The organism is Pseudofrankia asymbiotica (genome assembly GCF_001983105.1).
GTDB classification, from domain to species: Bacteria; Actinomycetota; Actinomycetes; order Frankiales; family Frankiaceae; genus Pseudofrankia; species Pseudofrankia asymbiotica.
Genome location: NZ_MOMC01000012.1, coordinates 111,125 through 125,760, shown reverse-complemented (window position 1 = coordinate 125,760; position 14,636 = coordinate 111,125). Strand labels below are relative to the sequence as shown.

Annotated in this window: 8 protein-coding genes; 2 read left to right on the top strand and 6 right to left on the bottom strand. The window is 72.8% G+C overall.

Annotated elements, in window-relative coordinates; translation table 11 throughout:
* Window positions 1-325 precede the first annotated feature (325 nt).
* The 3 genes from BL253_RS06120 to rfbD all read right to left on the bottom strand — a co-directional run bounded on the left by BL253_RS06120 (window position 326) and on the right by rfbD (window position 4,872).
* The gene (locus BL253_RS06120; RefSeq protein WP_076814308.1) at window positions 326-1,900 is read right to left on the bottom strand and encodes an LCP family protein; all 1,575 of its coding nucleotides are present in this window, start codon (window positions 1,898-1,900) and stop codon (window positions 326-328) included.
* 261 nt (window positions 1,901-2,161) lie between these two features.
* A complete protein-coding gene (metG, locus tag BL253_RS06115; RefSeq protein ID WP_076814306.1) occupies window positions 2,162-3,868 on the bottom strand; it encodes a methionine--tRNA ligase in 1,707 nt (568 codons plus the stop codon).
* Between the two features lie 125 nt (window positions 3,869-3,993).
* Window positions 3,994-4,872: a dTDP-4-dehydrorhamnose reductase gene (gene rfbD, locus BL253_RS06110; RefSeq protein WP_076814383.1), complete on the bottom strand. Its 879-nt coding sequence runs from the start codon at window positions 4,870-4,872 to the stop codon at window positions 3,994-3,996.
* Between the two features lie 736 nt (window positions 4,873-5,608).
* Between rfbD and BL253_RS06105 the strand changes: the two genes are divergently transcribed.
* Window positions 5,609-7,711 (top strand): glycosyltransferase family 39 protein, encoded by a 2,103-nt coding sequence (locus BL253_RS06105; RefSeq protein ID WP_241834572.1) that lies wholly within the window; start codon window positions 5,609-5,611, stop codon window positions 7,709-7,711.
* 59 nt (window positions 7,712-7,770) lie between these two features.
* Here the strand turns inward: BL253_RS06105 and BL253_RS06100 are convergent, their stop codons facing one another.
* The 3 genes from BL253_RS06100 to BL253_RS06090 all read right to left on the bottom strand — a co-directional run bounded on the left by BL253_RS06100 (window position 7,771) and on the right by BL253_RS06090 (window position 12,434).
* Window positions 7,771-9,468, bottom strand: coding sequence for an MDR family MFS transporter (locus BL253_RS06100; protein ID WP_241834571.1), 1,698 nt, complete (start codon window positions 9,466-9,468; stop codon window positions 7,771-7,773).
* A gap of 180 nt (window positions 9,469-9,648) precedes the next feature.
* Window positions 9,649-10,341, bottom strand: coding sequence for a TetR/AcrR family transcriptional regulator (locus tag BL253_RS06095; protein WP_076814304.1), 693 nt, complete (start codon window positions 10,339-10,341; stop codon window positions 9,649-9,651).
* 164 nt (window positions 10,342-10,505) lie between these two features.
* On the bottom strand, window positions 10,506-12,434 hold the full coding sequence (locus BL253_RS06090) for an MDR family MFS transporter (RefSeq protein ID WP_241834570.1): 1,929 nt from the start codon (window positions 12,432-12,434) through the stop codon (window positions 10,506-10,508).
* 350 nt (window positions 12,435-12,784) lie between these two features.
* Here BL253_RS06090 and BL253_RS06085 point away from each other — a divergent pair, with 350 nt between their 5' ends.
* Window positions 12,785-14,572, top strand: coding sequence for a hypothetical protein (locus BL253_RS06085; protein ID WP_241834569.1), 1,788 nt, complete (start codon window positions 12,785-12,787; stop codon window positions 14,570-14,572).
* The last annotated feature ends 64 nt before the right edge of the window (window positions 14,573-14,636 follow it).

Below are 14,636 nucleotides of genomic sequence, written 5' to 3'. Positions count from 1 at the left end.
GTGGCTTCACGTCGACCCATGGCTGGGGGGAGCGGCCTCTGGCTCCCGTTGGTGTCCACTGGCCGGCCGCCAAGTCTGTTGTTCTTTCGGTGTTGCTGTGGTGTTTACCCGGTCTCGCGGTGGTGGTAACGGCCGCGAACGGCCTGCCGAGGACCACCGCGCGCGGGCGCTGACAAAGGCGCTGGCAAAGAGGGGCCGCTCACGACCGGAAGCCGGGATGACGGAATCCGGGGATGGCGCAGGCCGCCACCGGAGAACAGGCCTGGACGCCTCGGCCCGGCGGCGGTGCCCGAGGCGCGCGCGGCCGCTGGCCCGCTGGCGGGGGTCAGTACGTGCAGCTCGTGGTGAGGTCCGAGGCTGTCCGCGGCGGGGCGGCCGGCGCCGGGGAGTCGGTACCGGCCGCGCCCGCGGCGCCAGGCGCGGTGGACGACGTCCCGGAACCCGCGTTCGCGGCGATGGCGGCGCGGTCGAGGCCGGTGAAACCGGTGCCGAGGATCAGTGTGACCGTCCCGGCGCGCAGCGCCGAGTCCACGGCCACGCGCGCTTCGGGGACGACCGCGGCGACCGCCCGTGCGTCCGCCTCCCGCCCCGGCGCGTACCGGACCTGGCTCGTGGCCAGGGACCCCCCGGTCCAGGTGCGCGCGGCGCCGGTCTCGAAGCCCGCGCGGGCCAGCGAGGCCGCCGTCGTGTCGCCCGTCCCCGCGACGCCGGTGCCGTTGTACACGTTCACCCGCACCCCTGAGCGCGGCGAGGCGGGTCCCTTGGGGATGCCGCCGGGGCCGGCGGTCGCCGTGGGAGAGGAGCCCTGGGCCCGCTCGCCGCGCAGCGGGGCGAGGAATGCGTCCAGGTCGCTCGGGTCGTAGATCTGCACCGACCCGAAGACCGGCAGCTCGCCGAGGGCGTTCGCGCCCTCCGCCGGCGTCGGCGGCCGGACCGGGATCGTCTCGAAGCGGATCTGGTCGGCGCTCAGCCCGCGCAGTCTGGTCGCGAGCCGCTGCAGGTCGTCGATCTTGGTGGAGTCGTCGACGGTCAACGAGCTGAGCGCCGCCTGCAGCAGGCCTTCCAGCCGGGCCGGGTTGGCCAGTACGCCGGTGCTCGTCGCCTTCTCGAACACCGCGCCGATGAACTGCTGCTGGCGGTGAATCCGGTCAAAGTCGCCATTGGGCAGCCCATGGCGCTGGCGGACGAACGCCAGTGCCTGCTCGCCGTCGATGTGGTTGGCGCCGACCACCCCGCGCCACTGCGACCACGGGTCGCGCAGGTTCGCCGTGGAGCCGTCGGGCAGCTGCCGCAGGCAGACCGTCACCCCGCCGATCGCGTTCGTCATCCGGCGGAAGCCGTCGAGGTCGACCGAGACGTAGTGGTCGATGCGTATCCCGGTCATCCGCTCGATCGTCCTGATCAGCAGCGACGGGCCGCCGGTCGTGATCGCCGAGTTCAGCTTGCTCCTGCCGTGGCCAGGAATGCTGACCAGCGTGTCCCTGGGGAAGGAGACCAGCGTCGTCGTCCCGTCCGGGGCCAGATTGGCGATCATGGTCGTGTCGGACCGCTCGCCGTCGACCGCGCCCTCACTCTCGAACTGGCTGCCTGTGCCGGCCCGGCTGTCCGAGCCGACGAGCAGGAAGTTCACGGCGCCGCCGGCGTTCTCGGTGGGGCGGTCGCCGCCGAGGTTGAGCTTGATGCGGGAGATCTGCCCGTCGAAGTAGCGGTAGACCGTGTATCCGCCGGTGGCTGCGACGAAGACCAGGCAGGACAGCGTCGCGGCCATTACCACCAGCGCGCGGCGCGCCCGTCCACGGGCGGCGTCGGTGCGGCGCGCCCGTGGACGGCCGCGCGGGTCGAGGTCCGGGGGGAGACGGAGAGATACGTCTACGGGGGACTTGGGCGGTGCTTCGGTCACCGTGCCAGCACCTCCCACCCTGCCTGGGTGATGACCCGGCAGGTAGATACCCTCCGAACATATGTTGCTGCTCAACGTACCCGCTCATGGCGGCCCGTACCCGCTCTCGCTACGGTCGACGACCGTAATGGAGACTCTGAGTGACAGTCATCGGGGATTATGACCGTTCCTCGGGGTTACCGGGTGTGACACATCCAGCCCGAAACGAGRCCGGCGCGGCCGCCCCGAAGGGCGGCCGCGCCGGTCACGTGAACGCGGAGCTCAGGCCGCTGGCACGTCCAGGGCCTTGGGGTCCAACTTGACGAACAGGGCGCCTGACCACTCGAGGCGGCGGCCGGCCGGGACCAGCTGGCGCCGCCAGACACCCAGATCGACGCCCAGGACGGACGCCAGACGCTCGGAGCTGAACGGCAGGAAGGGAGCCAGGGCGACGGCGATACCGGCGATGGCCTGCACCGACGTGGCGAGACTGGCCGCGGCGGCCTCCCGGTCGACCTTGACGGTCTTCCAGGGCTCCTCACGGTAGAGGTACTGGTTGACCTCGCTGGAGATCTCCATCGCGGCCCGCAGCGCGGCCCGCAGCTCGACCTTCTCCAGCAGCTCGGCGACCCGGGCCAGGCCCTCGTCGACCTTCGCCAGCAGCTCGGCGTGCGGGCCRCCCAGTTCCGCCGGGGCGGGGACGTCCGGCAGCACCCCGTCGAAGAACTTGTTGATCTGCGCCATCACCCGGTTGACGAGGTTGCCCCAGTTGGCGATCAGCTCGTCGTTGATCCGGCGGATGATGTCCGCGTCGGTGATCTCGGTGTCGTTCTGCTCGGGCAGCACGGTCGCGACGGCGTAGCGCAGCGCGTCCGGCTGGAGGACGTCGAGATAGTCCGGGACCGTCCGCCCGATCGCGGYCGACTTCGACGCCTTCGCCCCGCCGAAGGTGACGTACTGGTTCGCCGGTACGTCGGTCGGCAGGTTCAGGCCGCCGTATCCGAGCAGCATCGCCGGCCAGATCACCGCGTGGAACGGGATGTTGTCCTTGCCGACGAAGTAGTACGCCGCCGCGTCCGGGTTCTCCCACCAGGCGCGCCACGCCTCCGGGTCGCCGGCGACCGTCGCCGCCCACTCCCTGCTCGCCGACAGGTAGCCGATGACCGCCTCGAACCAGACGTAGATCCGCTTGCCCGGCCCGAGCTCGTCGGTCGGCAGCGGCACGCCCCAGTCGAGGTCGCGGGTGATCGCCCGGTCGTGCAGGCCGTCCTTGACGAACTGGACCGACCAGTTGATCACATGCCGGCGCCAGCCCTGCCGGCTCTGCAGCCACGCCAGCAACTCGTCGGACAGCGCCGACAGCCGCAGGAAGAAGTGCGACGTCCGGCGCTGCTCGGGCACCGCGCCGGTCATCTTGCTGCGCGGGTCGATGAGCTGGTCCGGGTCCAGGGTGCGGCCGCAGTTCTCGCACTGGTCGCCGCGCGCGTTCGGGTACGCGCAGTACGGGCAGGTGCCCAGCACGTAGCGGTCGGGCAGGAACCGCCCCGCCTGGGGGTCGTAGAACTGCGTCGTCTCCTCGATGGAGATGTAGCCCGCGTCGCGCAGCCGGGTGAACACGTCCTGGGTGACCCGGGTGTGGTTGTCCGTCCGGGTGGAGGTGAACAGGTCGAAGGAGATACCGAGCCGCTCCCAGATGTCCAGGAACACCGGGTGATAGCGGTCGACGACCTCCTGAGGAGTGATGCCCTCCTCCTCGGCGCGCACCGTGATCGGCGTGCCGTGGGCATCCGACCCGGACACCATCAGCACGCGGTTGCCCACCATCCGCTGGAACCGCGCGAAGATATCGGCCGGCAGGTAGGCGCCGGCGATATGCCCCAGGTGTGGTGCCCCGTTGGCGTAGGGCCAGGCGACCGCCACCAGGGTCGGGCGGCCCCCGGGCCCGGGGCTGGCCCCCGGGGATACGGACAGGCTGATCTGCGCGGTCACGGCTTCACGTTACCCCCCGGGGGGTAAACCGATTCTCACCGCGACAACGGGCTGGCAGCGCCAGCCCCTCGTTCTGGTCAGCCGTCCTGCCAGCCGTCCTGGACGATCAGCCGTCCTGGACGACGTCAGCCGCGCAGCTCGACAGGATGGGCGGCGAAGGCGGCGGCGAGCGCGTCCCGCCAGGGACGGGGCGAGCTGAGGCCGGCGTCGTGCCAGCGGCGGGCGGAAAGCACCGAATAGGCGGGCCGGGGCGCGGGGCGCGGGAACGCGGCGGTGGTCGTCGGGGCGACCTTGGCCGGGTCCTGCCCCAGCTCCTCCATGATCGCCCGGGCGAAGTGGAACCAGGTGGTGTCGCCGGCACTCGTGTAGTGGTAAAGGCCCGGCGCGGCGCCGGAGAGCACCAGCTCCACGATCCCGGCGGCGAGATCGGCCGACCAGGTGGGCGAGCCGCGCTGGTCGTCCACGACCGTCAGGCTGTCGCGCTCACGGGCCAGCCGCGCCATCGCCTTGACGAAGTTCTTCCCGACCGCGCCATACACCCAGGCCGTACGGACCACGTACGCCGACGGGCACAGCGCGAGCACGGCCTGCTCGCCGGCCAGCTTGGTCCGCCCGTAGGCGGAGACCGGGCCGGTCTGGTCGTCCACCTCGTACGGCTTGTCGGCCGTGCCGTCGAAGACGTAGTCGGTGGAGAGGTGGACGAGCGTCGCGCCGGCCTCCGCGCAGGCGGCGGCCAGGTGCGCGGGCCCGGCGGCGTTGACGGCGTAGGCGCCCGCCTCGTCGGTCTCCGCGCCGTCGACGTCGGTCCAGGCGGCGGTGTTCACGACGGTGAGCCCGCCCTGGACCTTCGCCGGCCTGGCCTGGTCACGGATCACCGCTCGGACCCTGGCCGGATCGGTGATGTCACACTCCGCCCGGGTCAGCCCGGCGGAGGCCGGCAGCCGGGGATCAGCGGCGAGCAGCCGGCACAGGTCGGAGCCGACCTGGCCACCAGAACCGATCACGAGTACGCGCACGGTTCGCAGTCTGGCAGACCGCCGAACAACCCGGCACCCACGTCAGGTAGGCACCCGCTGTCCCTTTCCGGGCGGGTTCCGACGCCGGCCGGACGGCTCAGGGCGGGTGCGTCGGCGCGTGCCCGCCCACCACCGGCGAGAGGCCAGGGCGGATTCACAGGCATTGCACAGGTTTGTGCGGTGGCGTGGTCGGACTCCCGCCGCCGCTGGCCGAGCGGGGCGCCCGCGCCGCGCGGCGTCCGGCGGCGAGCACCAGGCACCTGGCGCGGCCGGGCGTCGTGGCACGGCCCACACGCGGGCAACACCTCACACCCCGGGCATCGCATAGACCTGGGCAGCAAGGCGCACGGCGCACGATGCACGGCGTACGGACGGCGTGGCGCGCGGCGAGCCTGGCGAGCGCCGCGCGGGGTCGCGCGGAGCAGGCACCGCGGTGTAAGCACCGCGATGCGCGGTGGCGTGGTCGCCCGGGCCGCCGGGGTGCCGGAACCGGTCGTCTAGGCTTGACGGGCGGGTCGCGGGCCATATCGGGCCGAATCGCAACGGACCACGGCCCAAACGAGGGGCCGTTCGGCCAGGAAACGGGCCGCGAAAACCGGCGGAGCCGGCCTGGCGGCCGGCATGGCCGGAGGAGGGCGCGCGACGCGCCCGCGACGAAGCAACCACGGAGCCAAAGATCAGCGAGCGCACCGACACCACGTCCCCCCCGCCCGAGGCGGACGGCATGGGGATTCCCGCCCAGTCGACCCCGTCCGACCCGTCAGCCGGACCAGCGCCAGACGCCGCCGGCACCCCGGACCACCCGCGGCATGCGCGGCGCGCGCGGCGGGCCCTCGGGAAGGCGTCCGGGGCGGCCGGGGCACTCGCCCGGCGGGTGCCGGCGGCCGTGCTGCTGATCACCGCGCTGCACGTCGCGCTGCTCGCCACCTACTCGGTGATCTACCCGACGTGGGCCGGCTACGACGAGGCGCAGCACGTCGACATGGTCTACGGGCTCGAGCACGGCGCCGGCTGGCCCGGCCCGGGCGACAAGATGATCTCCAAGGGGGTCGCGGCGACCTCGGACGACTTCGACCGAGGCGACTACGCCGACATGTTCCTGTCCGGCGGCAAGCGGCGCGGCTCGCCGTCGTTCGCCGAGATCACCCCGACGCCACGCCCCGAGCGCGGCTCGTTCGACGAGCTCGGCGGGCCGGACCCCGTCACCGACGGCCGGCTGTCGAACCAGATGGTGCAGCACCCGCCGCTGGTCTACGCCGTCGGCGCCGGGCTGCTGTCCGCGTTGCCGGGCTCGGACGACTGGGCCTACGACCAGCAGGTCTACGTCCTGCGGCTGCTCAACATCCTGCTGGTCGCGCCGCTGCCGCTGCTGGCCTGGGCGACGGCGCGCCGCCTCGGCCTCGCCGAGACGGCGGGGCGGGGCGCCGCGGTGCTGCCGCTGGCGATTCCTGGCCTCACCCGGGTCGGCTCGTCCTTCAACAACGACGGCATCCTCATGCTGTCCGCCAGCGCGCTGACGTTCGTCCTCGCCGGGGTGCTGCGCGGCGACCCCCCTGGCGGAACGGGGAGCGACAACGGCGAAGCCGCGCGCCCTCGAAGGCCAAAGGGCGAGACGCGCACGGCGGTCTGGGCCGGGATCTGGCTCGCGGTGGCGCTGATGTCCAAGGGGACGGCCCTGCTGCTGCCGCTCATGGTCGCCGCCGCCTACCTGGTCGGCTGGCTGCGCGACCGCGACCCTGACGCGAGGCCGGCCGTCACCGAGCCGCGCCGGGCCCGCCTGCGCGCGGCGCTCGCCTCGCTGCCGTGGCGGCCGGCGGCCATCGCGCTCGGCGTGGGCCTCGCCGCCGGCGGCTGGTGGTGGGTGCGCAACTACGTGCTCTACGGGGCGGTCCAGCCGAACGGCTGGGGGGTGGACCCGCCCCGCCGGGAGCCGTTGCTGCTGCCCGACTCGTTCTGGACCTGGCTGTGGTACTTCGTCCAGACCATGTTCAACCGGTTCTGGGCCGGGCTGGGCCTGTTCGAGCCGCCGCAGCTGACGCCGATCGCGATCGTCTCCGCCACCGTCGTCGTCCTCGCCGTCGGCCTGGTCGGACTCGCGAGCGGCCTGGCCGGTCCGCGCGGGCGCGGGCGCGGGCCGGCGCCCGGTTCCGAGGAGCCGGCCGTCCCGGCGATCCCGGCCCAGCCCACGGGCGACGCGGCGACGCCGGCCGGGCGACGCTGGCCGGGCCGGCTGCGTACCCCCGCGGTGCCGGCGGTGCCGGCGGTGCTGCTGCTGCCGGCCGCGTTCGCCTATGTGACGGTCGGCCAGCGCAGCTGGGCCGAGTACGAGCGCTACACCCGAGGCATCGCCGTCCAGGGCCGTTACCTCTATCTCGGCGTCGTCGGCATCGCCGTGGTCGCCGCGGCGGGTCTTGCCCGGCTGCTCGGCCGGCGCGCGCGCTGGACTCCGATGATCCTGCTCGTCGGCGCGGTGCTCATGCAGGCCTTCGCGCTGCTGGCCATCTGCAGCTACTACTGGCTCGGCCGCGGCGTCGCCTTCACCCCGGCGCGGATCCCGGACGCCGCCGCCGCGATCGCCCGCTGGGCGCCGTTCCCCGTAGGCGTCACCTGGACGATCCTCGCGGCCACCGGCGCGCTCGTCGTGGCGGCGCTGGTGGTCGTCGCCCGCTCGTCCCTCCGCGGCCTGCCGGCGGGGCCGACCGCGGATGACGATGCGACGTCCTCAGACGACCAGGCGACGCCACCCACCGTGAGCTCCGCGGATCATCCAGCCCGGCCCGAGCCGGCCTCCGCCGCCGGTCCGGAAGCCGCGGTGGGCACCCGGTAACGGGGCGGAGACCCGGTAGCCGGGCCGAGACCCCGGTGGCCGGGCGGAGACCGGGGCCGCTACGCGCGGGTGCCAGCGGCAGAGCCCTCGGCGACCGCGACGGCCGGGGCGGTGCCGTCGGCCGGGGCCTCCGAGCCGTTGGCCAGGGCCTCCGACCCGGCGCCCGGCGTCGCCGGGGTTGTCTCCACCACATGCCTGGTCGAGCGCATGCTCAACTGGGGCAGGAAGAAGCTGAGGAGAAGGGCGAGCGCCGCGACGGGGGCGGCGACCCAGAACGCGACCTGGATCGCGTCGGTGTACGCGCCCTCGAAGCCCTGGCGAACCGCCGGCGGGAGGCCCGCGACCAGCTTCGGGCTGACCTCCGACGAGTTGAAGCCAGCCGGCAGCGAGGCGCCGTGGAGCTCCGTCACCAGCTTGCTGGTCAGCTGGTTCGCGAAGATCGCGCCGAGGATGGCCGTGCCGAACGAGCCGCCGATGGAACGGAAGAACGCCGAACCAGACGTGGCCGCCCCGAGGTCGCGGAACTCGACGGCGTTCTGCACCGAGACCACCAGTACCGGCATCACGCCGCCCAGCCCAAGGCCCAGCAGCGCCATGTAGATGACCAGCTCCGTCGAGCCGATGCCTGGGGTGATCCGCAGGGCGAGCATTGTCAGCGCGACCGCCACCAGCGCACTGCCGACGATCGGGTAGACCCGGTACTGGCCTGTCCTGCTCACCAGCCGTCCTGTGAGGGTCGACGACACGAGCATGCCGCCCATGACGGGAATCAGGTGCAGGCCGGACGCCGTCGGCTCGACGCCCTGGACCACCTGCAGGAACAGCGGCAGGAAGGTGATGGCCCCGAACATCGAGAAGCCGCACACGAAACCCATGAGGTTGGAGACGTTGAAGACGCGGTTCGCGAACAGCCTCGGCGGAAGCACGGGCTCGGGCACCCGCTTCTCGATGAAGCCAAACGCGACCAGCAGCACCACGCCACCGACGGCCAGGGCGACGCTGGCCGGGGAGCTCCAGGCCAGCGTCGTGCCGCCGAGGCTGGTGAACAGCACCAGGCAGGTGGCGGCACCGCCGAGCGCGAGCGTGCCGACGTAGTCGATCGACCGCTTCACCCGGTTGCGGGTCGACGGCAGCGCCGAGGCGACGATGATCAGCGCGATCGCGCCGAGCGGCAGGTTGATGTAGAAGACCCACCGCCAGTTCAGATGGTCGACGAACAGGCCGCCGAGCAGCGGGCCGACCACCGACGCGAAGCCGAACAGGCCGCTGAACACGCCCTGGTAGCGGCCCCGCTCCCGCGGCGACAGCACGTCACCGAGGATCGTCTGCGCGCCGATGATGAGGCCGCCGCCGCCCAGGCCCTGTAGCGCGCGGAACGCGATGAGCTCGCCCATCGACTGGGCGAGCCCCGCGACCGCAGACGCCACCAGGAAGATGACGATCGCCGCCTGGAAGAAGATCTTGCGGCCGTAGAGGTCGCCCAGCTTGCCCCACAGCGGCGTGGACACCGTCGAGGCCAGCAGGTAAGCGGTGACGATCCAGGACAGGTGCTCCGCGCCGCCGAGGTCGCCGACGATCGTCGGCAGGGCCGTCGACACGATCGTCTGGTCGAGCGCGGCGAGCAGCATGCCCACGCCGAGGGCGAGCAGGATCAGGCCGACCCGGTGTCCTCCCGGCTTCTCCGGGTCGTCCGCCGTCGGTGGCCCGGCGGGAGGGGTGGGCTCCGGAGACCGGCTCGCTGTGCTGGGTGAAGCCATCACGTTCTCCCTCGGCGGCTGGGCGGGGCATCGTCGGCGGGTTCGCGCGCCGGGGGCGGCGCGGTCCGTGCTCAGTCGGGCTGGGCCCGGTTGGGTCGCGACCGGTCAGGCCAGGCCAGGCCAGGCCAGGTCAGGCCAGGTCAGGCCCGGTCAGGCCAGGCCCGGTTGGGCTGGGCCCGGTCAGACTGCCCCGGTTGGGCTGCGTTCGGCTGGGCTGGGCCCGCTGGGCTCAGGCGGCGGCGCGGGCGGCGTGAGGCCGCGGGCGACGCTGTCGAACCCCGCCCGCAGGTTCTCCGACAGCGTTGCCGCGGAAGGGTTCTCGGTTGCCTGCCAGTGGGAGATCGTCGACCGGACGACGGCCATCGCCACGGCGACGACGGTCGCGGGGTACGGGTCCTCGTCGGCCGACAGGCCGGTGCGCTCGGCGATGACCTCGGCGAGGCGCCGCTCGAAGTTGCGCCACGTGGCGGCGTGCACGCCGAACAGCTGCGGATGGCTCTGGTGCATCTGAACCCGCGCCTGCTGTATTTGCGGGTCGAGCATCTTGCGCTCGAGCCGGCCGACAAGGATGGCGGCGACCGCGCTCAGCGGCGGCTCGTCGGCCGGCCGGGCGCGCAGCGCGGCGCACGTCTCCTCGATCTCGTCCTTGTCGATCCCGGCGAGAGCGTCTTCCTTGGACCGGAAGTAGTTGAAGAAGGTGCGCGGGGAGACGTTCGCCGCCTGGGCGATCTCGTCGACGGTCACGCGCTCGAGGCCACGGTCGGCGACGAGGCGGACGGCGGCCTCCCGGATCGCGTCGCGGGTCTGGCGCTTCTTGCGCTCGCGCAGACCGAGCTCGGTGGGCTCGGCCACAGCGCCGGCACTCATTCCCATCGCCCGTCCTCCTCCCTCGCGCCGTATTTTGCACACTCTACAAGTTTGCCGTCAATACAAGTTTGCAGTCAGTGAAAAGATGCGATCCCGGCCTGCTGGGCCTGGCTGGACTGCCCGGCCACCCTTTCGGGGTGACCGGGCAGGCTCCGTGGCAGGCGCCCCGCTCAGCCGTCGTGCCTGGGTGAGTGGCCGCGCCCGGCCAGGTCGCCGGAGAGCAGCAGGTCCGCCGGAACCGTGTCCGGGATGGTCAGCTCCGGCTCGTCGCCGCCGGCCGTGCGCAGGTCGAGGCCGGCCGGGCGCGGAGCCGGGGCGATCGTCGCGCCGGTCGAGGTCCGCGGCCGGCCATCCCCGGCCGTGGCGAGCGGGCCGGTCGTCGCGCCGACCAGCACGGCGTCGGTCGTCGCGCTGACCAGCACGGCGTCGGCCGCCGCGCCGACCAGGGTGGCGTCGGCCGCCGCGGTGGCCTCGGCGCGGGCGTCGAGACCGCTGCTGCGGCGCATGCGCAGCTCGGGCAGCAGCCAGGCGGTCAGGAACCCCAGGAACGCGATCGGCACCGCGACCAGGAAGACGACCTGCAGCGAGTCGGTGTAGGTCTGGATGAAGCCGGTGCGCAGGGCCTCGGGCAGGCCGGCGATGAGCTTGGGGCTCACATCCGAGCCGGTGACCCCGCCCGGCAGCGGGGTGCCGCCGGTCAGGTGCGCCAGCTTGCCGGCGAGCACGTTCGCGAAGATCGTGCCGAACACCGCGGTGCCGAACGAGCCGCCGATCGAGCGGAAGAACGTCGAGCCCGACGTCGCGGCGCCCAGGTCCCGCGGGTCCACCGCGTTCTGCACCGACAGGGTGAGGACCGGCATGACCAGGCCCATCCCGGCGCCGAAGACGAACATCGACAGGCTCAGCCGCAGGGTCGAGACGTCCGGGGTGAGCAGCGAGAACAGCGCCGTGCCGATCGTCATCAGGCCGGTTCCGAGGATCGGGAAGACCTTGTACCGGCCGAAGGCGGAGATCAGGCGCCCGGTCGTCATCGAGGCGATCATCAGGCCGAGGCTCATCGGCAGCATCTGCAGGCCGGACACGGTCGGGTCGATGCCCTTGACGACCTGCAGGAACAGCGGCAGGAAGATGATCGAGCCGAACATCGCGAAGCCGCACACGAAGCTCATCAGGCTGGCGACGTTGAACACCCTGAGCTTGAACAGCCGCGGCGGCAGCACCGGCTCGGCCGCCCGCCGCTCGACCAGCGCGAACAGCCCGAGCAGCGCGACGCCGCCGACCGCGAGGCCGATGCTCGTCGCCGAGCTCCACGCGATCGAGGAGCCGCCGAGGCTGGTGAACAGGACCAGGCAGGTCGTGGYGGCCGCGAGGACGGCGACGCCCAGGTAGTCGATCGAGGCCTTCGCCCGGTTGCGGATCGCGGGCAGCACCGCGGTGACGACGGCGAACGCGGCCACGCCGATCGGAACGTTGATGTAGAAGATCCAGTGCCACGACAGGTGGTCGACGAACAGGCCGCCCAGCAGCGGGCCGAGCACCGACGAGACGGCGAACAGCGCGCTGAACACGCCCTGGTAGCGGCCGCGCTCACGGGGCGAGACCATGTCGCTGATGATCGTCATCGCGCCGACCACGAGGCCGCCGCCGCCCAGGCCCTGCAGCGCGCGGAACGCGATGACCTGCGTCATCGACTGGCTGAGGCCCGCGAGCATGGACGCGGCCACGAAGATCACGATGGCCGCCTGGAAGAAGCGCTTGCGGCCGTAGAGGTCGCCGAGCTTGCCCCAGATCGGTGTCGAGACCGTCGAGGCCAGCAGGTACGCGGTCACCACCCAGGACAGGTGCGAGGCGCCGCCCAGGTCGCCGACGATCGTCGGCAGCGCCGTCGACACGATCGTCTGGTCGAGCGAGGCCAGCAGCAGGCCGGTGCCGAGGGCGGCGACGATCAGCCAGATCCGGCGGCCGTTGTCGGCCGTACCGGCCGCCGTGCCGCTGGTGAGGTTCGAGGCCCGGTAGTCGGGCGTCGAGGTACGGCGGCCGTCCTTCGTCCGGGTTGCCCGAGTGGTCATGGCTCGGGCGGCGCTACGTGGCGAGTTCATCTGCGTGTCTCCAAAGGGTGCGCCTTCGGGCCTCTCGGGTCCGTCGCTCGCGACTCTCGTTTCGGGATAGCCCTGCGCGGTCGCCGGCCGCGGCGGCGGGATCAGGGGCCGCGTCGGGGCTGGACGCGGTGCCRGGCCGGTCGATCGTGCGTGCACTACAACTTTGCCTCTCCTACAAGTTTGCAGTCAACGCAAAAATTCCGAGACTGCAGAGATCTGGGTCACCTCCGCGTGGTGGCCTCCCCCACGGAGCCGGCGGCGGTGGCGCGACGTGCGGGAACACGCGGACACGGGAGACACCGGGGAGGGCGGAGCGGTCATGGCGGGACCGGCTGGGACACTTGACGACGATGGCGACCCCGCTTGACCAGTCGGTCACGACCGTGACGACGCACCCGGTCGTCGGTTCGACGACCCCTCCCGGCCGGCTGGGCCTCTGGGCGCGGCGACATGCCGTGTTCGGCGTGGTCGCCCTGGTGGCGCTCGTCGCCAGGGTGCTCGTCGTGGTCACCTACCGGCCGGCGCTGATGTACCTGGGCGACTCGGGCGCCTACCTGGACCAGGCGTGGCACGGCCTGTGGCCCGAGGACTGGCGGCCGTCCGGCTACCCGATGTTCCTGCGGCTGGTCGACGGCCAGGCCCACCTCACCCGGCTGGTGATCATCCAGCACGCGCTGACGTTCGCCGCCGGCATCGTGCTGTACGCGGTGGCCGTCCGGGTGACCAGGCGGCCATGGGTGGCCGCGTTGTGCGCCGTGCCCATGCTGCTGTCGCCCTGGGTGCTCGATCTCGGCCAGTTCGTGCTCGCGGAGACGCTGTTCAGCGTGCTCACGGGCGTCGGGCTCCTGCTGCTCGCGATGCCCGGCCGGCCGCGGGTGTGGGCCGCGGCGCTCGCCGGCGTGCTGCTCGGCGCGAGCCTCACCGTCCGGACCGTCGGCTACGGACCGCTCGTCGTCGCGTTCGCCGTCCTGGTCGTGACCGCGACGGCCGCCGCCGTCCGGGGCCGCCGCGAGCAGGGCACGGACAAGGTCCACGCGATCATGCGGGTACTCGCCGTGGTCCTCTCGTTCGTCGGCGCGGCGGCGGCGCCGATGTGCGCGTACAGCGGCTGGAGCCTCTCGCAGGGCAAGCACTTCAACGTCTCGGCGCACTCCGGGTACTTCCTGTACGGCCGGGTCGCGCCGTTCGCCGACTGCGCCGCGCTGCCCGCGGACCGTCCCGTGCTGCGTACCCTGTGCGACCCGCGGCCCGTGGCGGAGCGCACCCAGCCCGACACCTACCTGTGGCTGGCGAAGTCGCCGCTGCGCCAGGGCCACACCCGCATCCCCAAGGGCCGGGAGGAGCTCGCCGGCGAGTTCGCGAACGACATCGTCCGGGCGCAGCCATGGATGATGCTGCGGACGTCAGGCGACTACCTGGTGGGCTACTTCTCCCCGGTCCGGCACGAGAACGCCACGACGTCCCGCGCCGACACCTGGGAGCTGCCGGGCACGGCCACCAACGTCCTGCCGGAAAGCGATCCGCGCTCGGCCGACGGCTACTACGTCGTGACATCCCTGCGGACGGGGCTCGCGCAGCGGCTCGCCGACTACTCGCGGCTCGGCTACGCGCCGATGCCCCTCGTCGGCGCCGGCCTGGTCGCCGGGCTGCTCGCCGTCCCGGTGGCTCGCCGGCGCCGCCAGCCCGGCCCCCCGCCGATGTACTGGCTCGCGGGCGGCGGTGGTCTGTCGGTGCTCGCGATCAGCGCGCTGACCGCCGGCTTCGACTACCGCTATCTCTCGTCCGTCATCGGCGTCCTCGGCGCCGGCGCGGTCCTTGGCGCCGCGAGCCTCGCGCGCGCCCTGCGGCCCGCCCCCGGCCCAACCGCGCCCCTGATGGCCACCGCCGGTGCGGTTGGTGGGGCCGGTGCTGTCAGCGGTGCCGGCGGGAACGACGCCCGCGTGCCGGCACCGGCGGGTGCCGTCCCCGCGTTGGTCCTGGCGGTTCCGGCGCCCAGCCCCTCCGAACCGGCCAGTGCCGGCTCGTCCGATGCCTCCGGCCCATCCGACGCCTCCGGCTCGTCCGATCCCCTCGGCCCGTCCGATGCCCCCGATGCCATCGAGCAGAGCCGGCCGGTGCGGTCGTCCGGGTCCCGATGAAAAGCGAACGACCGACATCCGGAAGGCTGACATATGGCGCCACGTCGGGCCTGGCGCGGTGACA